General features: G+C 48.9%; 21 protein-coding genes. 7 read left to right on the top strand and 14 right to left on the bottom strand.

Translation table 11 applies throughout. The features are described from left to right. Positions 1 to 73 precede the first annotated feature (73 nt). Entirely contained in the window at positions 74 to 1,141 is a 1,068-nt protein-coding gene (locus tag EH243_RS16570) for a nucleoid-associated protein (RefSeq protein ID WP_126159778.1), read from the top strand. Here EH243_RS16570 and EH243_RS18565 read toward each other — a convergent pair. Further along, a complete protein-coding gene (locus EH243_RS18565) occupies positions 1,138 to 1,278 on the bottom strand; it encodes a hypothetical protein (RefSeq protein ID WP_164549146.1) in 141 nt (46 codons plus the stop codon). The genes EH243_RS16570 and EH243_RS18565 overlap by 4 nt on opposite strands. A gap of 49 nt (positions 1,279 to 1,327) precedes the next feature. On the opposite strand from EH243_RS18565, the gene EH243_RS16565 reads away from it, so the two are divergent. Together EH243_RS16565 and EH243_RS16560 are read left to right on the top strand one after the other, a co-directional pair. Continuing rightward, the gene (locus EH243_RS16565) at positions 1,328 to 1,636 is read left to right on the top strand and encodes a hypothetical protein (protein WP_126159777.1); all 309 of its coding nucleotides are present in this window, start codon (positions 1,328 to 1,330) and stop codon (positions 1,634 to 1,636) included. Positions 1,637 to 1,833: 197 nt separating this feature from the next. Beyond that, a complete protein-coding gene (locus EH243_RS16560) occupies positions 1,834 to 2,139 on the top strand; it encodes a hypothetical protein (RefSeq protein WP_126159776.1) in 306 nt (101 codons plus the stop codon). A 754-nt stretch (positions 2,140 to 2,893) separates the two neighbouring features. On the opposite strand, the gene prpF is transcribed toward EH243_RS16560, so the two are convergent. The 6 genes from prpF to EH243_RS16530 all read right to left on the bottom strand — a co-directional run bounded on the left by prpF (position 2,894) and on the right by EH243_RS16530 (position 10,946). After that, positions 2,894 to 4,075, bottom strand: a complete 1,182-nt coding sequence (gene prpF, locus EH243_RS16555; protein ID WP_126159775.1) for a 2-methylaconitate cis-trans isomerase PrpF — start codon at positions 4,073 to 4,075, stop codon at positions 2,894 to 2,896. 167 nt (positions 4,076 to 4,242) lie between these two features. Beyond that, the gene (gene acnD / locus EH243_RS16550) at positions 4,243 to 6,846 is read right to left on the bottom strand and encodes a Fe/S-dependent 2-methylisocitrate dehydratase AcnD (RefSeq protein ID WP_126159774.1); all 2,604 of its coding nucleotides are present in this window, start codon (positions 6,844 to 6,846) and stop codon (positions 4,243 to 4,245) included. A gap of 123 nt (positions 6,847 to 6,969) precedes the next feature. Beyond that, on the bottom strand, positions 6,970 to 8,100 hold the full coding sequence (prpC, locus tag EH243_RS16545) for a bifunctional 2-methylcitrate synthase/citrate synthase (protein WP_126159773.1): 1,131 nt from the start codon (positions 8,098 to 8,100) through the stop codon (positions 6,970 to 6,972). A 116-nt stretch (positions 8,101 to 8,216) separates the two neighbouring features. After that, entirely contained in the window at positions 8,217 to 9,107 is an 891-nt protein-coding gene (gene prpB, locus EH243_RS16540; protein WP_126159772.1) for a methylisocitrate lyase, read from the bottom strand. Between the two features lie 3 nt (positions 9,108 to 9,110). Next, positions 9,111 to 9,815, bottom strand: coding sequence for a GntR family transcriptional regulator (locus tag EH243_RS16535; RefSeq protein WP_126159771.1), 705 nt, complete (start codon positions 9,813 to 9,815; stop codon positions 9,111 to 9,113). 213 nt (positions 9,816 to 10,028) lie between these two features. Then, entirely contained in the window at positions 10,029 to 10,946 is a 918-nt protein-coding gene (locus tag EH243_RS16530; protein WP_241235114.1) for an alpha/beta fold hydrolase, read from the bottom strand. A gap of 238 nt (positions 10,947 to 11,184) precedes the next feature. Between EH243_RS16530 and pabB the strand changes: the two genes are divergently transcribed. The 3 genes from pabB (at position 11,185) to EH243_RS16515 (ending at position 15,504) form a co-directional block, all read left to right on the top strand. Next, positions 11,185 to 12,570 (top strand): aminodeoxychorismate synthase component I, encoded by a 1,386-nt coding sequence (pabB, locus tag EH243_RS16525; protein ID WP_126159770.1) that lies wholly within the window; start codon positions 11,185 to 11,187, stop codon positions 12,568 to 12,570. A 213-nt stretch (positions 12,571 to 12,783) separates the two neighbouring features. Then, positions 12,784 to 13,764, top strand: coding sequence for a transposase (locus tag EH243_RS16520; protein ID WP_126159769.1), 981 nt, complete (start codon positions 12,784 to 12,786; stop codon positions 13,762 to 13,764). A 432-nt stretch (positions 13,765 to 14,196) separates the two neighbouring features. Further along, positions 14,197 to 15,504 carry a DEAD/DEAH box helicase gene (locus tag EH243_RS16515; RefSeq protein WP_126159768.1) on the top strand — a complete coding sequence of 436 codons (1,308 nt, stop codon included), beginning with the start codon at positions 14,197 to 14,199 and terminating at the stop codon, positions 15,502 to 15,504. Between the two features lie 118 nt (positions 15,505 to 15,622). Here EH243_RS16515 and rho read toward each other — a convergent pair whose 3' ends face one another. The 4 genes from rho to EH243_RS16495 all read right to left on the bottom strand — a co-directional run bounded on the left by rho (position 15,623) and on the right by EH243_RS16495 (position 19,333). Beyond that, positions 15,623 to 16,576 (bottom strand): transcription termination factor Rho, encoded by a 954-nt coding sequence (gene rho, locus EH243_RS16510; RefSeq protein WP_126159767.1) that lies wholly within the window; start codon positions 16,574 to 16,576, stop codon positions 15,623 to 15,625. Positions 16,577 to 16,774: 198 nt separating this feature from the next. Beyond that, a complete protein-coding gene (locus EH243_RS16505; RefSeq protein ID WP_126159766.1) occupies positions 16,775 to 17,467 on the bottom strand; it encodes a pseudouridine synthase in 693 nt (230 codons plus the stop codon). A gap of 180 nt (positions 17,468 to 17,647) precedes the next feature. After that, positions 17,648 to 18,265 (bottom strand): bifunctional phosphoserine phosphatase/homoserine phosphotransferase ThrH, encoded by a 618-nt coding sequence (gene thrH / locus EH243_RS16500; protein WP_126159765.1) that lies wholly within the window; start codon positions 18,263 to 18,265, stop codon positions 17,648 to 17,650. Positions 18,266 to 18,469: 204 nt separating this feature from the next. Next, on the bottom strand, positions 18,470 to 19,333 hold the full coding sequence (locus tag EH243_RS16495; RefSeq protein WP_126159764.1) for a LysR family transcriptional regulator: 864 nt from the start codon (positions 19,331 to 19,333) through the stop codon (positions 18,470 to 18,472). A gap of 120 nt (positions 19,334 to 19,453) precedes the next feature. On the opposite strand from EH243_RS16495, the gene EH243_RS16490 reads away from it, so the two are divergent. After that, positions 19,454 to 20,080: an NAD(P)-dependent oxidoreductase gene (locus EH243_RS16490; RefSeq protein ID WP_126159763.1), complete on the top strand. Its 627-nt coding sequence runs from the start codon at positions 19,454 to 19,456 to the stop codon at positions 20,078 to 20,080. A 120-nt stretch (positions 20,081 to 20,200) separates the two neighbouring features. On the opposite strand, the gene EH243_RS16485 is transcribed toward EH243_RS16490, so the two are convergent. The 3 genes from EH243_RS16485 to paaY form a co-directional block, all read right to left on the bottom strand. Then, positions 20,201 to 21,277, bottom strand: coding sequence for an alcohol dehydrogenase family protein (locus EH243_RS16485; RefSeq protein ID WP_338142351.1), 1,077 nt, complete (start codon positions 21,275 to 21,277; stop codon positions 20,201 to 20,203). Continuing rightward, positions 21,277 to 21,795 carry a TetR/AcrR family transcriptional regulator gene (locus tag EH243_RS16480; RefSeq protein ID WP_126159761.1) on the bottom strand — a complete coding sequence of 173 codons (519 nt, stop codon included), beginning with the start codon at positions 21,793 to 21,795 and terminating at the stop codon, positions 21,277 to 21,279. The genes EH243_RS16485 and EH243_RS16480 overlap by 1 nt, the downstream gene beginning before the upstream one ends. Positions 21,796 to 22,239: 444 nt before the next feature. After that, positions 22,240 to 22,839, bottom strand: coding sequence for a phenylacetic acid degradation protein PaaY (gene paaY / locus EH243_RS16475; protein WP_206441646.1), 600 nt, complete (start codon positions 22,837 to 22,839; stop codon positions 22,240 to 22,242). Between the last annotated feature and the right edge of the window lie 6 nt (positions 22,840 to 22,845).

Genomic DNA, 22,845 nt, shown 5'->3' with positions numbered 1-22,845 from the left:
GCTACACTATGCCTCTTGTATATATCGCCTTAATCCACGCACTCACGCGCAACCTCAATACCGGAACCCCTCTATGGATCTTAAATTTTTAGCCATCCGCGAACTGATTAAAGAAGCCGACGATAGTCTTGCCACAATCAGTGAGAAAGGCGGTGCTATCGATGTAGAAGACCCCATGGCTCAGCAACTGTTTAATGCGCTGGTGTCCGCCTACGGCAAACGCTCAGCACTGACGCACGGCTCATTTAATGAAGAGAACAGCGAAGGCTACCCCTTCATCGCCGGCTTTAAGAAATTTATCGACAGCACCCCCGATGATGCGACCTTTTTATCACTCTGTGATCAGGCCTTAGCGCAGCTAGCCGCATCACTACAGCAGCCTTCAGCTCGCTCGGCCACCGGTGGTTACGTTATTTTTATGTACTACTCATCGGACGTGTTCGATTACCTCTTGATTGGGCTGGTACGCGATAAGTCAGGCGTTGCCTTTGATCAAGACCTTAACCCGACCAAGGTGATAGAAGTCGATCTAGAAAAGTTACACCAAGCCGCTAAAATCAATATCACCACCTACAAAGAGGGCAGTGATAGCTACCTGAGCTTTATCGGCTCCCGTCGTAAAGGCGATATCACCCACTATTTTTCCAATGCCTTAGGCTGTACCGATGTGGTTCCGTCAAAAAAATCCACATCCGATCTCATAAGAGCCAGCGAAGATTTTTGTCGTCATTATCACCTTGAAGAGAAACAAGATGAGATCGTCGAGGATGTCGTCAGTTATCTATCCCGTCAACGGGAAGATAAACAGTCCGCCTACCTTCCTGACGTTGCCCAGATCTTTGATAATCACCTACCCCCAGAGCAAGCGGAACAAGCCACCGGCACCTTCAGTAAATTCGCTAATTCAGAGAACTATCAGGTCAGCCAAGAATTTCAGCCGCATACCAGTACGATCAATTCATACACCAAAGTAAAAGCCAAAATGGATAACTGGCAACTCGACTTTGCTAAACGCTCCCTTGGCAACCCCAACAGTAACAGTGAAATTGAGTTCGATCCGCAAACCAACTCATTACGCATTAACCGGTTATCAACCAAAGTCATAGAACAGTTAAAACAAGCGCTCAATGTCGATGATTAATCCAGAATCAAACCAATCTTGCCGGCACGGCTAGATTGGTTTTCTGCCACCGAATCGCCATCTAACAGCGCGATGCTGCCTCTTAAAATATTTTCATTGTGCGTTGCACAAAACGCTTGACCAACTGCTTTTTTCAACTAAAATAGCTCCTATTGTGCACTGCATCATTAACGTATGGAGAATACTATGACTACTACTTCTTTTGATTTCAAAAAACCTTTAGAGTCTGCTCAAGCATTGATGGGTCTGCAAACCGCCGCTGTAACTAAGACGGTTGAGCTACAGAAAAAAGCCGCTGAAGAGTTGACTGAGTTCTTCAAAGGGGAAGCTGAAAAAGCTAAAAGCCTGAAAACCCCTCAAGAATTCATGAAATTCAATCTTGAGTCAAACAAAGCACTGTTCGAACTGATGAAAGCTCAGGGCGAAGCATTCAGCGCGTTGGCAAAAGAATCTAGCGAAGAAACTATTGCAGAAATCACGAAACTCTCTAGCTAAGCTATACTTGTTTCGAAGAAACCCGGTAGTGGAAACTACCGGGTTTTTTTATAACTCAAAATTGTCGTGCTAACAGCAAAAAATCGCTTCAACGTCTATTTTTGTGCACTGCACAAAAATAATAATTGACTTTGATGATGGGATCGCTAAAATGGATTCCATTGTGCACTGCACCATAATCCTATTGGAGAACAACCATGACAACCCCTATCGATTTCACTAAATCTTTTGAATCCGTAAAACACCTGATGGAAATGCAAGCTGAAACCATCAGCAAATCTGTTGAACTGCAGAAGCAAGCTGGCGAGCAACTGGCTGCTTTCTTCAAAACTGAAGCAGAAAAAGCAAAAGAACTGAAAACACCTGAAGACGTTGTAAAATTCAACGTTGAAGCAAACACTTCATTGTTCGAAATGCTGAAAGCACAAGGCGAAGCATTCTCTGAACTGGCTAAAACAGCTGGCGAAAATGCAATGGCTGAAGTTTCAAAGTTAACTAAGTAAATTTCACTTAGTTCCCTTTAAGGCCCTGCTCATGCAGGGCCTTTTTTTATCTGTCCCTTAATACTGCCCTCCTTCTCAGACGTCGATTAGCCCCCCTCTCAGAACAAGCCCCTCAGAACAGTCATACTATGGCAACGGTTCGATGCTCAGGAAGCGCATATGAGCACTCAATATCGACACGATAACCCCATCTACGGCCCAACGGACAGTCGCATGCTTCCAAGCAAAAGAGAGTCCATTAGGCGATCAGCGTATCTCCCAAACGGAAGAAACACTAACAGGTAAACATTGTTCGCCCCACCTCTCGTTATTATCAATTCTATTGTTTGAGTCAGTTACGTTTCAACTTCTTAGAAGTGCGACACTGTTGCCACAGACCAATCTACAAACCAATCGAAGCGTTTTGATGACCAACTCGCTATCCAGCTACAACCCAACCCCCCTCATCACTTCCATCCCTGCTATTACCGATGAACCGATAAGATAAGGTGCAATGGGCCGAGCTTCAGTCAGACAAGCAATACGGGAAGACACCCCTCTGCTAATCGGCAATGGTTTCAGAAGCTAAGTAAGATAAAAGAAATAAAAATTAGATTAAACGCAAAGTAAAAAAAAGGCTCTACACCAGTGTGTAGAGCCTAAACGTGAAGTGAAACGCGCGATCCTTGATAGGGAGGCCCGAACGTCTGACTGCCACTTCGACATCTCAATACCGCCCATCATGATGGGCGGTACTCGTTAACCTAACCCGTGATCAGAAGCTGTCACCGGGAATACGCACAAAACCTTCCATTAACACCCGAGCACTACGACTCATCACCGCTTTTTTCGCGGTCCAGTCGCCATTGGCTTTTTGCTCTGCGGCAGCACCCACTCGCAGTGTGCCTGAAGGGTGCCCAAAGGTTACTGCTTCCCGCTCACCGCCACCGGCAGCAAGGTTGACTAATGTGCCTGGTACCGCAGCCGCCGTCGCAATCGCCACTGAGGCTGTGCCCATCATGGCATGATGCAGCTTACCCATCGACAAGGCGCGCACGCAGACATCGATATCCGATGCAGAAATCTCTTTACCACTCGAGGCGGTGTAATCCGTCGCAGGCGCTACAAAGGCTACCTTCGGCGTATGCTGACGGGCCACCGCTTCGCTAATATCACTGATCAAGCCCATTTTGACCGCACCGTAAGCCCGGATGGTTTCAAAACGCGCTAACGCCGCCGCATCTGAATTAAGATCTTTTTGCAGTTCGGTACCGGTATAATCGATATCCACCGCATTCAAGAAAATAGTCGGAATACCGGCATTGATCATGGTCGCCTTAAAGGTACCGACACCGGGCACTTCAAGATCGTCTACTAAGTTACCGGTAGGGAACATCGAACCTTCACCATCGGCGGGATCCATAAACTCGATCACCACTTCGGCGGCGGGGAATGTCACACCGTCTAACTCAAAATTACCGGTTTCCTGCACTTCCCCATTGCTGATTGGCACATGGGCAATAATGGTTTTCTTGATATTCTTCTGCCAGATACGCACAACACAGATACCATTATCCGGGATACGTGCGGCATCGACGAGGCCGTTACTAATCGCAAAAGCACCGACCGCAGCGGTCAGGTTACCGCAGTTACCCGACCAATCAACGAAAGCCTTATTGATCGCAACTTGGCCAAACAGATAATCAACATCGTGATCAGGCTGCTCACTTTTATCCAAAATAACGGTTTTACTGGTGCTTGAGGTCGCGCCCCCCATCCCATCGATCTGCTGACCATAAGGATCAGGGCTACCGATCACCCGTAACAGAATCTTATCCCGCGCTTCACCTGGCACCTGAGCGGCTTCCGGTAGATCCTGACGACGGAAAAATACACCTTTACTGGTTCCGCCACGGATATAGGTAGCGGGTATTTTAATCTGGGGAGCAAATGTCATGACTATATTCCTGTGTCTCTAAACATCATTGATTGATGATGCTCTTATTCAGAAAGTACTTAATGAGGTTACCTCTACCACTAACGAGGCGATAAGCTGATTAAATACTCTGCTATATCAAATTAGGGCCAGACAGAAAAGACTGTCCAGCCCTACACAACAGCGACTTAGCTGTTCGCTTCGAGGAAGTCCTGTGCGAAACGCTGCAGTACGCCACCAGCACCGTAGACATGCACTTCTTCAGCGGTATCTAAGCGGCAGGTCACGGGGATCTCAACCACTTCACCGTTGCGACGTGTCATCACCACAGTCAGATCACAGCGTGGGCTGATCTCGCCAACAACGTCATAGGTTTCAGTACCGTCAATGCCGTAAGTATTGCGGTTATCACCGGCCTTAAATTCCAGTGGTAACACGCCCATACCCACCAAGTTTGTCCGATGGATACGTTCAAAGCCTTCGGCAACGATGGTTTCAACACCCGCCAAACGAACCCCTTTGGCCGCCCAGTCACGGGAAGAACCTTGACCGTAGTCGGCACCCGCAATAATGATCAGCGGTTGCTTACGTTCCATATAGGTTTCAATCGCTTCCCACATGCGGCTTTCGGTGCCTTCCGGCTCGATCCGTGTCAACGAACCCTGCTTCACTTCACCGTTTTCATCACGGCACATTTCGTTCAGCAGTTTAGGGTTGGCAAAGGTCGCCCGCTGCGCGGTGAGGTGATCGCCTCGGTGCGTTGCATAGGAGTTAAAGTCTTCTTCCGGCAAGCCCATCTTGGCGCAGTATTCACCGGCCGCACTGGATGCCTGAATCGCATTAGAAGGCGACAGGTGATCGGTGGTGATGTTGTCACCTAGCACTGCAAGCGGCACCATACCTTTCATGGTACGCTCACCCGCCAAGGCACCTTCCCAATAAGGAGGTCGACGGATATAGGTGGTCTGTGGACGCCAGTTATACAGTGGGCTAATCGATTTTTCGGCCTTACCCAGGTCGAACATCGGGATGTAAACCTGCTTGAACTGTTCAGGTTTAACACAGCTTGCCACGATCGCATCGATCTCTTCATCGCTCGGCCAGATATCTTTCAGCGTAATCGGGTTACCGTCTTTATCGGTACCCAACACATCTTTTTCGATATCAAAACGAATAGTCCCGGCAATTGCATAGGCAACCACTAATGGTGGTGATGCCAAGAACGCCTGTTTCGCGTAAGGGTGGATACGACCATCGAAGTTACGGTTGCCCGACAGTACCGCCGTGGCATAAAGATCACGATCGATAATCTCTTGCTGAATCTTAGGATCAAGGGCACCACTCATGCCGTTACAGGTTGTGCAGGCATAACCGACGATACCAAAACCCAGCTTTTCCATTTCGGACAGCAAGCCCGCTTCTTCAAGGTAAAGCTTGGCGACTTTAGAGCCCGGTGCAAAAGAGGTTTTAACCCAAGGTTTACGCACTAAGCCCAGCTCATTCGCGCGACGGGCAATTAAACCAGCCGCCACCACGTTGCGAGGGTTAGAGGTGTTGGTACAGGAGGTTATTGCAGCAATGATGACTGCACCATCCGGCATCAAGCCTTCTTTTTCTTCGGCCAGCGCTTCATCAAGATGAACCGCAATACCGCGAGACTCTAGATCAGCGGTAGGCAAACGACGGTGTGGGTTGGAAGGGCCGGCCATATTACGGCAGACGCTCGACAGATCAAACTCCAGCACACGACCATATTCAGCATCAACTAAGTCATCCGCCCATAGGCCGGTCTCTTTAGCGTATTGCTCAACCAGTGCGACTTGCTCAGGCTCACGACCGGTCAGCTTGAGATAATCAATGGTCTGGTCATCGATATAGAACATACCCGCAGAGGCACCAAATTCTGGCGTCATATTGGAGATCGTTGCACGGTCACCAATGGTCAGATCTTTAGCTCCGTCACCGAAGAATTCTAAATAAGCAGACACCACTTTGGCGTTACGTAAGAACTCGGTGATCGCCAAGACCACATCGGTCGCGGTGATACCCGGCTGACGTTTACCGACCAGTTTGACACCGATAATCTCCGGCAGACGCATCATCGATGGACGGCCTAACATCACCGTTTCAGCTTCTAATCCACCCACGCCGATAGCAACAACACCCAGCGCATCGACATGCGGTGTATGGCTATCCGTACCGACACAGGTATCAGGGAAAGCAACGCCATCACGGGATTGAATCACCGGTGACATTTTCTCTAGGTTGATCTGGTGCATGATGCCGTTACCGGCAGGGATCACATCGACATTATCAAAGGCGGTCTTACACCATTCAATAAAGTGGAAACGGTCGTCATTACGACGATCTTCAATGGCACGGTTTTTCTCAAAGGCATCTGGATCGAAACCCGGCGCTTCAACCGCCAGCGAATGGTCAACAATCAGCTGTGTTGGTACCACTGGGTTTACTTTTGAGGGGTCACCACCTTGATCGGCAATCGCATCGCGCAGACCGGCAAGGTCAACTAGCGCTGTCTGGCCAAGAATATCATGGCAAACCACACGGGCCGGATACCAAGGAAAGTCAAGATCTTGCTTACGCTCAATCAGCTGTTTCAGCGAGTCGGTTAGCGCGGCAGGATCACAACGTCGCACCAGTTGCTCAGCCAACACCCGAGAGGTGTAAGGCAGTGTTGCATAAGCCCCCGGTTTAATAGCATCGACGGCCGCGCGGGTATCGAAATAATCTAAGTCGGTACCGGCTAAGTGTTTACGGTATTCAGTGTTCATATAACACCTGTATTGAAAATATTATCGTCAGCCAGAAGGGGACGTATCCCCTTCTGTCTTTACTTGAAAATCTAATTGATAGCGTTATTAAACAGAAGGTTTGAATAGCGCTAATCAATAAAACTAGGCGCGATCGGCAATGTCGATCCACTCAGCACTTTCTGGCCCAGTGTAATCGGCCGATGGACGGATGATGCGGTTATTCGCCCGCTGTTCCATCACATGAGCAGCCCAGCCTGATGCCCGTGAGCACACAAAAATAGGCGTGAAGAGTGCGGTAGGAATGCCCATGAAGTTGTACGCAGAGGCATGGAAAAAGTCAGCGTTACAAAACAGCTTTTTCTCTCGCCACATGACCGCTTCAACCCGTTCAGACACGGCATATAGTGATTCATCACCGGCGTGATCTGAGAGTTTTTTAGACCACTCTTTAATGATCGCATTACGCGGGTCCGATTCACGATAAATCGCATGACCAAAGCCCATGATCTTATCTTTACGGGCCAGCATCGCCATGATTTCAGCTTCAGCTTCTTCTGGTGAGTGCCAGTTTTCAATCATCGCCATCGCCGCTTCATTGGCTCCACCGTGAAGAGGTCCACGCAATGAACCAATGGCTGCTGTGATACAGCTATGAATATCAGACAGTGTTGAAGCACATACCCGAGCAGTGAAGGTGGATGCGTTAAATTCATGCTCCGCATACACAATCAGAGAGGCATGCATCACATCAACATGCAATGGAGCAGGCTTTTTATCGTGCAGTGTCCATAGGAACTGCTCACCGATAGAGTCCGCATCGGTTTCAACATTGATACGTTTGCCATGGTGGCTAAAGTTGTACCAATAGTTGATCATGCCTGGGAAGATAGCCAGCATCCGATCAATATGATCATGCTGTTCGTCGAAACTCATTTCGGTTTCGAGGTTACCCAGCATTGAACAACCGGTACGCATAACATCCATAGGATGAGCATCGGCCGGAATCTGTTCCAGTACCGTTTTGAGTGCGTCAGGCAGTGCGCGCATACTTTTCAGGCGCGCCTTATAGGCATCTAACTCACCTTGGTTTGGTAGCTTGCCGTACAGCAGCAAATAAGCCACTTCTTCAAACTGCGCTTTAGCCGCCAACTCTTTGATATCGTAGCCACGGTAAGTCAGGCCTGCGCCTGATTGGCCTACAGTACAGAGTGCCGTTTCACCTGCGGACTGACCACGCAAACCCGCACCACTCAGTTTCTTAGCTTCTGCCATCCTATCTCTCCTTTCTGCTTCCGGGTCTAAATATTCATGGCGACCCGTTACAGTATTATTGCTTTGGTTATATCAACATAACCCGGCCACAAAGGCCGGGTTCAGCGCTAGGCTGATTACTTGTTTTTACCTTCTTTAAACAGTGCATCAAGCTTCTGTTCAAAATCGTGATAGTTCAAGAAATCATACAGATCCATACGTGTCTGCATGGTATCAATCACGGCTTTCTGATCGCCGTCACGCAGAATCGCTTCAAAGACATTCAATGCTGCTTGGTTAGCCGCACGGAACGCAGACAGAGGATACAACACCATGTTCACGCCGTTTTCAGCCAGCTCTGTTTTATTGAACAGCGGAGTCGCACCAAACTCAGTGATGTTAGCCAGCAGGTTCGCACCCTTAATGCCATCAGCAAAGGCTTTGTAATCATCCAAGGTATGTACTGCTTCAGCGAAGATCGCATCAGCACCCGCCTCTAAACAAGCCTGGGCACGATCAACAGCCGCATTCAAGCCTTCCATCTGAAACGCATCGGTACGAGCAATCAGGAAGAAGTCGTCATCGGTTTTAGCATCAGCCGCCGCTTTAATACGATCGACCATCTCTTCAGTCGATACGATCTCTTTGTTAGGACGGTGACCACAACGCTTCTGCGCTACCTGATCTTCAAGGTGACAACCCGCGGCACCGGCTTTAATCGTTTCTTTAATGGTTCGGGAAATATTAAACGCCCCGCCCCAACCGGTATCGATATCAACGATCAGCGGCGTTTCGACAGCACTGGAGACACGACGTACATCTTCCAACACATCATTCATCGTAGTCATACCCAGATCGGGTAGGCCGTAAGATGCGTTGGCGATACCACCACCGGACAGATAAACCGCACGATGACCAACGCGCTCAGCCATCATGGCGTGATAAGCGTTAACAGTACCGACAATCTGTAGTGGATTAGTCTCTTCGAGTGCTTTGCGGAAACGTCCGCCTGCGGTCAGTTTGCTCATGGGTTACTCCCTCTCTTCTTTGTTCGCTGGATTCAAACGTTCTTCAATGTTGCGGCGTGCCCGACCGATATGTCGGCGCATCAGCAGCTCCGCTAGCTCGCCATCCCTTTCTTCTATCGCATCAAGGATACGATGGTGTTCTTTCAGGGCGCGCTGTGGACGTGATTTAGAAACGCTGAATTGATAACGGTACATACGTACCAGGTGATAAAGCTCGCCACCGAGTAGTTCAAATAGCTTAGTATTTTTGCTGGATTGAACAATCCGATAGTGAAAATCAAGGTCGCCCTCTTTTTGAAAATAGGCTCGACCATCGATCTCTTGAATGTTTTTCTCATGCTGATAGAGCAACTCGCGGAGGCTGTTAATCTCATCTGTCGACATATTATCCGCCGCCAGTCGACATGCCATACCCTCAAGCGCTTCACGAATACGATAGATTTCAACCAGTTCTTCCGGTGTCAGGGAGACAACGCGGGCACCCACATGGGGAATTCGAACCACTAACCGCAGCCCTTCAAGCTGGCGAATCGCTTCGCGCAGAGGCCCACGGCTGATGCCGTAAGTACGGGCCAACTCAGGCTCACTGATCTTCTGACCCGGCGGGATATCACCGCGCACAATCGCAGTGATCAACTGCCCGCTGACTCGATCGGCCAAGGTCCGCACTTCGGTTGAGCTCTCGGTTAATTCTATAATTTCTGCCATTACAACCTTCTTATTGGATTGTCGACAATCTCGTGATTTTGGTAACGATACAGACCTGAAATGCCAGCGTCAACAATATTAACGGCGAAACTGTCAACATACTACAAAAGTATAGGGGTATGCCCTAGGTAATTTCTAGATACATTCTAGGTAAATTAAAAACAAAAAAAAGCCCCGTATGACGAGGCTTTCAGTCTAGTTGATAAGGGTGAATCAGGCCAGAAAACGGAGTAATTCGGCATCCATGATGCGGGCTATTTGACGAGGCTTCTGAAAAGGGAGCGAGTGATCCGTGCCAGGGACCATAAAATAGTGCCAATTAGGGAGCCGTTCAGCTAAATCCCGCTGATACTGGTGCATCAGCTCAACACTCTGGCCACCGATAAAGCTGGTCACATCACCTTGGGCAGCCACTAACGCCTCTCGATCAATGGTATTAATCGTCTCGGTGACACAGTTTAAGGCGTTGGCAAACCCTAATGGACGTGCTCCAAGACGCTGGATTGTCAACAACTCTACCTGAGGCGTCACTTTACGGTTAGGTGATATTGTATCCAAAAAGGCTTTGATGCCGGTTTCCGCCTGATCCTGTTTCAGCTGTTCGGCTGCTGCACTAAACTGATGACGCAGATCGATCGTTGATTCCCAGCTAGGCCGATCCAATACCGCCGCTTCCAGTAAATACTGTTTCTGTACGCGATCATGATAACGCTGTTTATATAGAAGCGAGACCATCCCCCCCATCGAGTAACCCGCTAAATCAAACTGCCACCAGCCGAGGTGATCAACCAATGCCCCGATATCTGACACCAACTCCGTCACCGTGAACGCATACTCTTCACCATCGGGATAACGGGTGTTGCCCGTCCCCCGTTGATCTGGAATCAAAATCTCATCCCACTGGCCCACCAGCATAGCGATGGCGCCCCAAGTATCCTGACCGGCCACGCCGGCACCGTGCAACATGACTAAACGGCGCGGTTGCCCCTCGCATTGTTTACGGTATAACTGATAACTAATCTGCTGATCGGGTAGGTTAAATTGCTGCGAACTTATCTTATAAGGGTGCTTTATCATCGTTCTGTCTAATTGCTCTGGGTTGTGCGGGGAAGTGCTGTAAAAAATAGGCATAATATCCTGTTGTCACGCAGAATGCCTGTGACGGACAAAAAAACCTCAGCATCTCGCTTTCATCAGCCCGTCTCGCTACAATCGACATCAGACTCTGATCTGCAATATCGGGGATTAACCATCTTAGTGGCTTAGTTTAGCGGCTCGGATTTAATGATACGGCGACACACTCATCACCGTCGCGGATATAACAATGGCCGGTCTTAGCTGAAGTCCGGCAAGCATAAAGGTTCCTCGGGTGTACAGACTTTTTCCACTCTCCTATCTAGCTAACTCTACCCTCTATTTCGAACGCATCCGCCATCTACCGGCGCCGGTGATGCTAGATAGTGGCAAACCCTCAGGTCAGTATGGTCGCTATGACATTATTGCCGCCGACCCAGTGGCTCAACTCAGCTATCAAGACCGCTTAACCGACATCAGCACCGCGTTAACCAAACAACAGCTGAGTGGCAACCCCTTTACCCACCTGCAAAACCTATTCAATCAATATCAGCTAAGCTGTCCATCACCCCATCAAGCAGACATCAAAGCGCTCCCTTTTTGCGGGGGAATACTGGGTTATTTCGCTTATGATTTAGGCCGCAGCTTAGAGTCACTGCCGGAACAAACGATCAGTGATATCGACCTACCCGATATGCACGTGGGCATCTATGGCTGGGCGGTCATTGTGGATCATCAACAACAAACTGCCGCCTTAATGACCACCCCTCTTATCGACGAAACCGAAGCTGCGGCGGTGTTACAGCAACTCAATAGCGCCCCGATTAAGCAAACCGGCGATTTTAACCTCAGCGCCCCCTTTACCAGCAATATGAGCGAAGCGGAATATCATGCCTCACTCACCCGCATTAATGACTACATTCACTCGGGTGATTGTTATCAGGTGAACTTTGCTCAACGTTTCAGCAGCGGTTATCAGGGGGATCCTTGGCAGGCCTATAAATACTTACGCGAACATGCACCAACGCCCTACTCTGCTTATATAGAAACGAATCATGGCGCGATACTCTCCCATTCACCCGAGCAATTTTTAGAGGTGCGTCATTCCCGAGTAACCACTAAACCCATTAAAGGCACCCGCCCACGGGGAGACAACCCCGCACTGGATGCCCAACTTAAACTGGCGCTGCACGATAGCGAGAAAGACCGGTCGGAAAACCTCATGATCGTCGATCTGATGCGCAACGATATCAGTAAAGTATGTGAACACGGCACTGTGCGCGTACCTAAACTATTTGCCGTCGAATCCTACGCTAACGTGCATCACCTCGTGAGTACTATCACCGGCAAACTCGCGGCGGACAAAAGCCCAATAGAATTACTCGAGCACAGTTTCCCCGGCGGTTCCATCACCGGCGCACCCAAGATTCGTGCCATGGAAATCATTGAAGAACTCGAACCCCATCGCCGTTCGGTTTACTGCGGCTCCATCGGCTATCTCAGTTTTTCCGGCCAGATCGATACCAGCATCACCATCCGCACCCTTATCTGCCAAAAAGGTCAGATCCACTGCTGGGCCGGCGGCGGCATCATCGCCGATTCAGACATAGCCGATGAATATCAAGAAACCTACAACAAGGTAAACAACCTACTCAACGCCTTAGAAAAAACGATGAAATAACGTCATAACCACAGCGCCTTTCCACACAAGGACAGGCACTCTTTAATTCGATGAGTTCCGAACAAGGACAGGCACTGCTGAATTTTGATGCATTACTATTCCTCCTCTAATAGAGTCTCCAACTGGACAGGCACTCCTTATTTGACAAACCAGATATCCAGTCCTAATCTCAAAACCAGCATTGATTAACACATCGATAAAAGGACTTTACCGATGACTCGACCTCGACAGGAACTCGTATCTCTTCAAAACACACCCTATTATCATGTCGTCTCCCGCTGCGTACGTCGTTCGTATTTATGCGGTGCAGATCCTATTTCCGGCAAAAATTACGACCACAGACGCCAGTGGATTGAAGATCGCATACGGATTTTATCCTCTCTATTTGCTATCGATGTTTGTGCCTATGCTGTCATGTCTAACCACCATCACCTAGTGATCAAAATATGCCCCGATCAAGCCCAGTCTTGGACGGATATGGATGTTGCTAATCGCTGGACGAGTTTATTCAAGGGTCCACTACTAGTACGCAAATGGATATCCGGTGAGTCTTTAAGCGCTGCAGAAATAGAAACCGTTAGTCAGATCATCGAGGTCTACCGAGAGCGCTTGAGCAGCCTTAGTTGGTTTATGAAATGCTTAAATGAACCGATTGCTCGACAAGCTAATCAGGAAGATCAGTGCACCGGACACTTTTGGGAATCACGTTTCAAATCCCAGGCCTTATTAAGTGAAGAAGCCCTGCTATCCTGCATGGCCTATGTAGACCTGAATCCGATACGATCTGAAATGGCCGAAACACCAGAAGATTCAGCACACACCAGCATTAAAGAACGTATCAACCCAGCATTCGACCTAAACGGCGCGATCCTATCACAACAAGAACAGAAGACACTGCAGCATTTTGACTACCCAATAAAGCCTCTTGCGCCACTAAAAGAGAGCATCAAGAGTAATGCGCAGACAGACATCTCATGTTGTTTAAAAGACTATCTGGAACTTGTCGACAACACTGGTCGGACGGTTCAAAAAGACAAACGAGGTGCTATCCCACTGCATCATCCGTCTATTCTCGAACGATTGAGACTAGACTCACAAAACTGGCTTCGCAATGCCACAGAATTTGAGCAACTCTACCCAAAAAAATTTGCGGCCAGACGCCAAGCTAAGCAACGATCGAAACAAATTGCTTAAGCTATACTTCAGCAACCCCACCATCAATCAGCTCCGTGATGAGCTATTCACTAATCCCAAAATCGTGGTAAGCCTTCAATTAATGAAACTCGGCCCAACAGGCTCTTTCAAGCTCAACGACCAATAAGCTAATCGCTTCCCTTAGATGAAGGTATTGTCAGGAGTGCCTGTCCCACTTAAAAACTTTGCCTAAAGTGCCTGTCCTTTCTAATTTGCGTCCCTTAGATGAAGGTATTGTTAGAAGTGCCTGTCGCATTTAAACACCGCGATCCTATCACAACAAAAAAACATTCAGTGCCTGTCCCTTCAAAAAAAGAGATGCGCCTGTCCTATCAAAAGACTTTAGTGCCATCAGGCAACAAACCACGGCTCTACATCCTGCTTTACGCTATAATGTGCGTTACTCTCCTTTGCCGAGCTAGCCGAGCCTCTATGTCATTTTCAAACCTTGGATTATCTGATCCGATTCTACAAGCCATTAACGAACTGGGTTATACCGCCCCTACGCCGATTCAGAAACAAGCGATTCCGCTGATTCTGTCCGGTAAAGATCTGATCGCTACCGCACAAACCGGCACCGGTAAAACGGGGGCCTTTGTTCTGCCGATACTGGAGCGTTTTAATCAAGAACGCACGCTGCGAGGCAAACGAATCCGGGCGTTGATTCTCACCCCTACCCGGGAGTTAGCCATTCAGGTCGCCGAAAATGTTGCGCAATACAGTCGCCACCTGAACCTTAGCTCAATGGCGGTTTATGGCGGTGTGGATGCCGAGCCACAAAAAGAGCGGCTGATCGAAGGGGTCGATATTCTGGTAGCGACGACCGGTCGCCTTCTGGATCTCGCCCATCAGCGGGCATTGCACTTTGATGAACTAGAAGTGCTGGTCTTAGATGAAGCCGACCGCATGGTGGATATGGGCTTTGTCGGTGATATCAATAAGATCATCGATCGCTTGCCTGAAGTCCGCCAGAATCTGCTATTTTCAGCCACGATGAGTGACGATGTTCGCGATATTGCCGATCGTTTCACCGATAGCAAAGTGGCCAGCCCCGCTGTTGAAATATCGGTTTCACCCAAAACCAAGGCGGCTAGCACGATCGACCAGTGGTTAATCACGGTCGATAAGGACACTAAATCTGCCCTCTTGAGCCATCTCATTAATGAGCAGCAGTGGGATCAGGCGCTGATTTTTATCGAGAAAAAACATGCGGCGGCCAAACTCGTGGTGCAGCTGGCTAAGCGTGGCATCGTTGCCGAAGCCATTCATGGTGATCGCAGCCAAATGATGCGTGAGAAAATTCTCGCTGATTTTAAATCCGGTAAACTCAAATATTTAGTCGCCACCGGTGTTGCCGCCCGAGGTTTGGATATTGGTGAACTCAGCCGCGTCGTGAATTACGATCTGCCTTTCAAGCCTGAAGATTACATCCACCGTATTGGCCGTACCGGTCGTGCTGGTGCCACCGGCGAAGCGATCTCTTTTGTTGCCATGGGTGATTTCAAAAACCTCTGCGCTATTGAGAGCCGCTTAGATCATCTTATCGAACGTAAAGAGATCGAGGGTTTCCCCGTCAGAAAAGAGGTGCCGATTTCCGTTTTGAACTTTGTGCGTACCAGTAAACCACCGATGCCTAAAGCGCCGTCGAAAAAGCCCGCAAGAACGCATACTAAACAATCCAGTAAAACCTCTTCTGATGACAAGGACGAAAACCGGCCTAACAGACATATCTGGGGTTAAGCGAGACGCCTACTTTTATCGGCTTGCACAAACAACAGCCTTCATCCATAGCTAAAGAGCGTTGTACGCTCTTTAGGCTTTTCGGCAAGGCCTACTCGACACTCACTGAATAAGCTATTTAATCCGTGACCATGGCATTCAACAGCTCGGCATTGGTTGGGTATGTCTCTAATAGTTCAACCAGTTTTCTTGCCCCATCGATGGGTTTAAGATTAGTCAGTGAACGGCGCAATGTTCGTACTTTGGCAATATCTTTGGCATCGAGCAGTAGTTCTTCTCGGCGGGTGCTACTTTTTGCGATATCCAGTGCGGGGAAAACACGATAATTGGCAATGTCCCGTGATAAAACGATTTCCATATTGCCGGTACCCTTAAACTCCTCAAAGATCACCTGATCCATACGGCTCCCGGTATCCACCAAAATAGTCGCGAGTATCGTCAATGAACCGCCATTCTCAATCTTTCGTGCAGCACCAAAGAGCTTACGAGGTATCTCCAGCGCTCTAGCATCAACACCACCCGACATAGTACGACCACTGCTTTTTTGCTCGGCATTATGCACCCGTGACAGCCGGGTGAGGGAATCAATCACAATCATCACATCATGACCTTCCCCCGCTTCTTTACGTGCCTGACTCAATAATTCATTAGCCACGCGCACGTGCTGAGCATAACTTTCATCCGATGATGAGGCATGAACCTCAGCCGTGACACTGCGTTTAAAATCGGTCACCTCTTCGGGCCGCTCGTCTATCAGCAGGGCATACAGTTTGATCTCTGGATACGCCGTACCCACCGCCTGACAAATATCCTTTAGCAGAGTCGACTTACCCGAACCTGGAGGGGCCACCACTAAACCACGCTGCCCCATACCGATGGGCGTAATCAGATCCATCGCCCGCATCGACAGTTTCTGTGAACCCGACTCAAGCCGGATACAGGGGGTCGGGTGGATCGCAACGCCATTTAAAAACCGCTTTTGTGGATCCGTTTCATACGGCTCACTATTCGCCTCAGCAGCGCTGGTATCTTTTGGTTGTTTTACTTTCAAGCTTAGTTTTTTTCGCGTCATGGTATCGATCTATCGCTCGGACAATTAAATGATTTATCTAACAGCATGGGTAAACGTTTGATAAAACTGGTATTTGGCTCTTCTCTTCAGCGCAAGTCTATAGAAACTTAATCGATCTGCTTAACCTATCCGCTTAGTCGACCCACTTAATCGACTAACTTTCTCGACTAACTTTCTCGACTAACTTTCTCGACTAACTTAATCAACCGACAGCGCATCCACCTCTGCCGAGCTTAAGGTACGCCACTGCCCACGCTCGACATCTAACCGCAGGCTGCCAATTTGTTCACGGTGCAATGATTTAACACGGTTGCCGATGGTAGAAAACATCCGTTTAACCTGATGAAAACGCCCCTCGGTAAGGGTTAAGCGCACATCATAAGGGTCGATCACCTGCAACTTAGCGGGCAGTGTGATCTGGGATTCCCCTTGCAGTCGCAACCCTTGCTGAAAACGCAACGCAGCATCCTCAGTGATGGGCCGCGATAATGTCACTCTATACACTTTTTCACACTGTTGCTTGGGCGACGTCAAATTAAAAGACCAATGTCCATCATCGGTAATCAGCACCAAGCCAGTGGTATCGGCATCTAATCGACCGGCAATATGCAGTTCATTGATACGCTCCACCTTCAGCAGGTTAAGCGCCGAAGGGTAGTGTTCATCAACATTGGAACAGATCATATCAGCCGGTTTATTCAATAGATAATAGCGAAAAGGCCTAAGGGTTAATATCTGTCCATCCAGCAGCACGCGATTATTTTTGTGCACCTGAGCCGAGCAATCAATCACCGACTGCCCATTAACCGCAACCCGTCCACTCTCAATCAACGCCACGGCATCAGAGAGCATATAGTCAGTACTTTTACAGATATATTTATCTAAACGCATAACACCGGCTCATGGGCTGGATTTTCCAAACGTTCTGATGATCATAAAATGAAGGTTCAAGCAATCAAGCGCTAATATCGCGACTCGCCTCTAAACCAAAAAAGAGCGCCTGAGCGCCCTTAACGTTGTTCTAGTGAACCACCGAGTAACAGGCTAGTTCAGCGAAACCTAAGCGCTGACTTAAAGCGTCAATTCGCGGTTACTCGCCTTTAGAAACTCTTGTTTGAGCTCAGCAAAGGTGTGCACCGCCGGGAATTGCGGGAACTCGTCGATCACATTCTGAGGTGCATGAAACAGCACGCCTGCTTCAGCCTGAGTTAGCATCGTGGTGTCGTTATAAGAATCACCGGCAGCGATCACTCGGTAGTTTAACAACTGAAAAGCCCTGACAGACTGACGCTTAGGATCTTTCTGACGCAGGGTATAATCGGTGATCCGACCATTGCCATCAACTTCCAGCTTATGACACAACAGAGTCGGATAACCCAATTGCTTCATCAGCGGTGCAGCGAATTCGTAGAATGTATCCGACAAAATCACCACCTGAAAGCGTTCACGCAGCCAGTCGATAAACTCTCGTGCGCCTTCTAGGGGCGACAAACGATCGATAGTGGCTTGAATCTGTGGCAGAGTCAGACCGTGCTCATCGAGAATACGCAAACGCTGCTTCATCAGCACATCGTAATCAGGGATATCGCGGGTGGTCGCTTTCAGTTCTTCAATTCCAGTTTCTTCAGCGAAAGCGATCCAAATCTCAGGGATCAGTACACCTTCTAGGTCAAGACATGCGAGTTCCACAAGCGACTCCTCAATAATGGCAAATGCGAATGGTACGTTCGCAGTGATTCGTAAATATGTGCGCAGATTCTACCGGATTAAGCGGGTGTTGCAACGGCTTCCATACCCGCTTTGCACCGGCTGTAGCTCATTAGCAACGCACACTCATACCGTACTTATTAGTATGTCAGCCTAAATACCTCGCTTAAACAGCAAAATAGTCCATCAATGCCACTGCTCTACCGCGTAATCGATAAAGGCCCGGACCACCGGTTGTTGATAGCTGCGCGATAGATATACCGCCCACACCGCCTGTGCCGGTAATGTAAAGGTGGCCGGTAATGCTACGAGTTCACCGTTTTCTAGATAGTCTTCAACTAAATCCGAAGGCAAACGAGCGATCCCCATCCCCGCACGCGCGGCATCAACCAGTGTCACCGCATCATTGGCTCTTAGAGGGCCACGCACCTTAACCTCTTCACCGGAGGGAAAGTACCACTGTGACTGATTGAGATGCACCAAACAACGATGCTGACTGAGCTCGGCAATGGTTGTTGGCACGCCCTCCTTTGCCAGATAAGCCGGTGCGGCACACAGCACCGGCCCCGACTCAAACAGCTGACGAGCGATCAGATTATCATCCGGCTGATGGGTATAACGTAAAGCAATATCCACCCGCTCATCCACCAGCTGGGCATTTTTATCAGACAGTAAAAACTGAAAGCTGACATTTTTATGCAATTGACAGAAGCCCTCGATCAACTGCAATAATTTTGACTGACCTATCCCAATGGGCGCGGCAATACGAATATCACCGACCAACCCTTGGCTATATTGCTGGGCACTGTTTTCAAGCGCGGCGGCATCATTGAGTATCCGTTCGCAAATACGTAAGGCCTCCTCCCCTGCGGTGGTTAAACTCACCCTTCGAGTGGTGCGATGTAACAGACGCACCTGCAGCCAGTCTTCAAGTTCCTGAATATGTCGAGTCATGCGCATACGGGGAATATTCAACTGATCGGCGGCTTGAGTGAAACTGCCCAGTGCCGCCACCTCAACAAAACTGCGCATCGCATCCAACTGCACCATCAATTAGATTCCTATTTGTTACAAATAAGCTCAATTCTACATATTTATCACCCATAGTGTTATCAATAAACTGTACTCAATCCTTAATCAACGGGCATCACAAATGCCAGGAGTACACACATGAACATAGCAATTTTAGGTGCATCCGGCTGGATCGGTTCCACTATCGCAGCAGAAGCAGCTGAACGGGGCCATAACGTCATTGGTCTAGCGCGAGACAGCAGTAAACTGGCCGATACCATTGCAACCAAGCATGACTTTGATATTCAAAAAGATGATATCAGCAACGTGATTGACGATGCCGACGTGTTGATCGTAGCCATTGGCGGACGTGCAAAGGGAAACCATGAGATCGTCCCAGCTAGCGCCAAAAAATTATTGGCCGCATCAACCTCACTGAACCGTCTGGTCTGGGTCGGTGGTGCTGGTTCACTCGAAGTAGCACCTGGTGTTCAGCTAATCTCTATTCCTGAGTTTCCAGCAGAGTTTAAAGATGAAGGCCTTGCGCAAGGCGAAGCGCTTGAGGTATTCAAAAACAGCGATAGTACGGTCAACTGGACTTTCGTTAGCCCAGCGGCTGAGATCTTTCCGGGTGAAAAAACCGGTCAATATCGCGTGGGCGGTGACCAACTACTTAGCGATGCCGAGGGCAACTGCAAAATCAGCGTACAGGATTATGCCGTGGGTTTACTCGACGAGGTAGAATCCGGCGCACATCCACAACAACGGATCTGCCTTGCTTACTAAGAAGAGACTCGGCGTCTGACGCCCATTTAAAACACACAGCCGCGTTACAGACATCGTAACCGGCTGTGATAGATGGCAAAACGCGCTCAAAACAACGCCTTAAAGTGATAGCGCCCTGTATTAGGGTGCTACTGTTAACACGATCTTACCAACATACTGTTTTTTCAAAAACAGCGTTTGGGCCGCTTCGATCTCTGCCAAAGGGAAGGTTTGTGCCACGATGGGTTTAATCTCTCCCCGCTCAATACGCTGCACTAGGTTTTGGAATACCTCCGCCTCAAGCACTGTGCATCCTAATAGAGTTAAATCTTTCAGATACAGCGTTCTCACATCCAGCTCGACTAAAGGTCCACCAATCGCGCCCGATACCGCATAACGGCCACCCGGCTTTAACAGCTGTAAAAATTGCGGCCACTGCGGCCCCGCCACAAAATCAATCACAACATCAACACTGTTTTCAGACAAAGCCTCTACTAAATCACCACTCCGTGGAACGACTTCATCGGCCCCCAATGCTAGCAACTGTTCACTTTTACTCGGGCTAGTAATAGCGATGACATAAGCACCCCGTGCTTTAGCCAACTGGACCGCTGCAGAGCCAACACCACCCGAGGCACCGGATATCAATACCCGATCTTGCGCGACAACCTTAGCGCGGGTTAGCATATTTTCAGCAGTCGAATAGGAGCATGGGAAAGAGGCTAGCTCGATATCTGTCAATGCACTATTAACCGCATAGGCATGTCTCGCGGCGACCACCGTATACTGTGCAAATCCGCCATTGCATTCAGAACCATAATACCAAGGCTGATCCAACTGTTGGCCATCGGCTTCACGAATACAGGGCTCAATCAATACACGCTCACCGATACGTTGGGCATCAACATTGTTACCAACTGCGACGATGGTACCGCATACATCGGCTCCCTGAATCAGCGGAAAACCTAAGGCGTTCCCAGACCAACTGGCATCCTCAGCGGAGGCCTCACGGCCAGTGTTATCACTGTCAACAGCCTGTTTGGAATACCAACCAATACGCGTATTGATATCGGTATTATTAACTCCCGCCGCAGCCACCTGAATCAATACCTCATTCGCTTTGGGCGTTGGCACGGCAATCGACTCATTGAGATGCAACATCTCTGGGCCACCGTGGCCGATTAGCTGAATCCCGTGCATCCTTGTTGGTATAGTCATCATTGATCCTCATTAAAAAGTGTTAATAGCACCTGTTGGGCCGCCGTCACCGCATCTCGACCTAATACTGGCCATGCGCTGGACACGCCTTCGTGTAAGATAAAAATAGCGGTCGCTAGATCATCCCTCTGGCTTTGTTCAGCCAAAAACTGATGTACCGCCGTCTTATGCGTTTGTACCGCCTCGTTGATCTGCTGATTATCGGGAAAAGCCGCGATGGCATTCATCGACAAACAGCCGTGCGGCGCATACTCCAGCATCCACTGCTCTAGCCGATTGAAAATATAAATAATCGACTCCACACCCACTGGCGGATGCTCATGTAATAGAAATGCCAAATAGCGTTGATGACGATAGGCCAGTGCTGCCACTACCATCGCCTCTTTCGAGGGATAGTGTTTATACAGGGTGCGAAGGCTGACCTGACAGGCCTCTTTCAACTGCGCAACGCTGGGTTCGGCAAAACCGTATTGACTAAATGCCGCCTCAAGACGCGCGGCGATTTGCGTTTTAAGCATGACTACCTCGTAAGTAGAACAACTATTCTACCGGCAGAGTAGAATAAACACTCTACCCTGTCAACAACGCAGTGCAACAAGCCGATAAGGGATAAGAAATAGAATCAGAATCAACGTGGAATTGTAGGTGGATATCAATAGGTCTAGCGGAATGAGGCATCACTAAAAGCGATGCTCAGCATCTATCTTTGATATTCAAAAATAACGGCAGCTTCAGTCGCTGTAATAATCCGTGCGCTAACCTTAGTTAGCCAATAGAAGGAGTGCAAAGATTGGGAGGGAGATACAGCGTCAAATCCTAAGTTAGTCTAACGAGACTAACTTAGTGATATTCGCTCAGCCGTGATGAAACAGCACAGGCTTGTAGTGTCTCGATGTAGCGGCTCTAGATAGTACTTCTAGATAGCGCCTCTAAATAAAAGGCCGATCTGACACTGATATTATTCAACTTTTATATTTAGGTATCGCCCCTTCAACACCCACGTCTAAACGCGGACGGTCGGCTTCAACTTCCGTCAGGGGTTCAACTTCTTGCATGGTATTCATGCTACGCAGCGTCAAATCTTGATACTGGCGGGTACCTGCCGATTTCCAGTCGATCTCTTTATCGGTCAGCTCTTTGATAATACGCGCTGGCGAGCCTGCCACCAAGGTGCGATCAGGCACTTCCATCTTCGCTTTCACGAAGGACATCGCTGCCACAATGGATGATTCACCCACGACCGCACCATCCATAATGACAGAGTTCATGCCAACCAATGCATTTTTACCAATGACACAGCCGTGCAGCACCGCACCATGGCCAATATGGCCGTCTTCTTCAACCGTCGTGTCCGTGCCAGGAAAGCCATGCATCACACAGGTATCTTGCAGATTAGCACCGCGCTTTAACTCTAGGCGACCAAAGTCACCGCGCAAACAAGCGTTAGGGCCGACATAACATCCCGGCCCGATGATCACATCGCCAATCAGCACTGCGGTTGGGTGCACATAAGCGGTTGGATCAACCACGGGCGTAATACCATCGATTGCATAGACTCTCATAATGTA

The organism is Amphritea opalescens (assembly GCF_003957515.1).
In the GTDB taxonomy this organism is placed as follows: domain Bacteria; phylum Pseudomonadota; class Gammaproteobacteria; order Pseudomonadales; family Balneatricaceae; genus Amphritea; species Amphritea opalescens.
Note: the sequence above shows the minus strand (reverse complement) of the source record. Positions and strands in the feature narration are given on the sequence as shown.

Bases quoted from the DNA above. Each gene is read 5' to 3' on its own strand.
- prpC (WP_126159773.1), bottom strand. From the start codon at position 8,100: ATGGCAGAAGCTAAGAAACTGAGTGGTGCGGGTTTGCGTGGTCAGTCC.
- EH243_RS16520 (WP_126159769.1), top strand. From the start codon at position 12,784: ATGACTCGACCTCGACAGGAACTCGTATCTCTTCAAAACACACCCTAT.
- EH243_RS16490 (WP_126159763.1), top strand. From the start codon at position 19,454: ATGAACATAGCAATTTTAGGTGCATCCGGCTGGATCGGTTCCACTATC.
- EH243_RS16570 (WP_126159778.1), top strand. From the start codon at position 74: ATGGATCTTAAATTTTTAGCCATCCGCGAACTGATTAAAGAAGCCGAC.
- rho (WP_126159767.1), bottom strand. From the start codon at position 16,576: ATGACGCGAAAAAAACTAAGCTTGAAAGTAAAACAACCAAAAGATACC.
- acnD (WP_126159774.1), bottom strand. From the start codon at position 6,846: ATGAACACTGAATACCGTAAACACTTAGCCGGTACCGACTTAGATTAT.
- EH243_RS16505 (WP_126159766.1), bottom strand. From the start codon at position 17,467: ATGCGTTTAGATAAATATATCTGTAAAAGTACTGACTATATGCTCTCT.
- EH243_RS16515 (WP_126159768.1), top strand. From the start codon at position 14,197: ATGTCATTTTCAAACCTTGGATTATCTGATCCGATTCTACAAGCCATT.
- EH243_RS16485 (WP_338142351.1), bottom strand. From the start codon at position 21,277: ATGACTATACCAACAAGGATGCACGGGATTCAGCTAATCGGCCACGGT.
- prpF (WP_126159775.1), bottom strand. From the start codon at position 4,075: ATGACATTTGCTCCCCAGATTAAAATACCCGCTACCTATATCCGTGGC.
- EH243_RS16560 (WP_126159776.1), top strand. From the start codon at position 1,834: ATGACAACCCCTATCGATTTCACTAAATCTTTTGAATCCGTAAAACAC.
- EH243_RS16565 (WP_126159777.1), top strand. From the start codon at position 1,328: ATGACTACTACTTCTTTTGATTTCAAAAAACCTTTAGAGTCTGCTCAA.
- EH243_RS16535 (WP_126159771.1), bottom strand. From the start codon at position 9,815: ATGGCAGAAATTATAGAATTAACCGAGAGCTCAACCGAAGTGCGGACC.
- EH243_RS16495 (WP_126159764.1), bottom strand. From the start codon at position 19,333: ATGGTGCAGTTGGATGCGATGCGCAGTTTTGTTGAGGTGGCGGCACTG.
- EH243_RS16480 (WP_126159761.1), bottom strand. From the start codon at position 21,795: ATGCTTAAAACGCAAATCGCCGCGCGTCTTGAGGCGGCATTTAGTCAA.
- EH243_RS16530 (WP_241235114.1), bottom strand. From the start codon at position 10,946: ATGCCTATTTTTTACAGCACTTCCCCGCACAACCCAGAGCAATTAGAC.
- prpB (WP_126159772.1), bottom strand. From the start codon at position 9,107: ATGAGCAAACTGACCGCAGGCGGACGTTTCCGCAAAGCACTCGAAGAG.
- paaY (WP_206441646.1), bottom strand. From the start codon at position 22,839: ATGAGAGTCTATGCAATCGATGGTATTACGCCCGTGGTTGATCCAACC.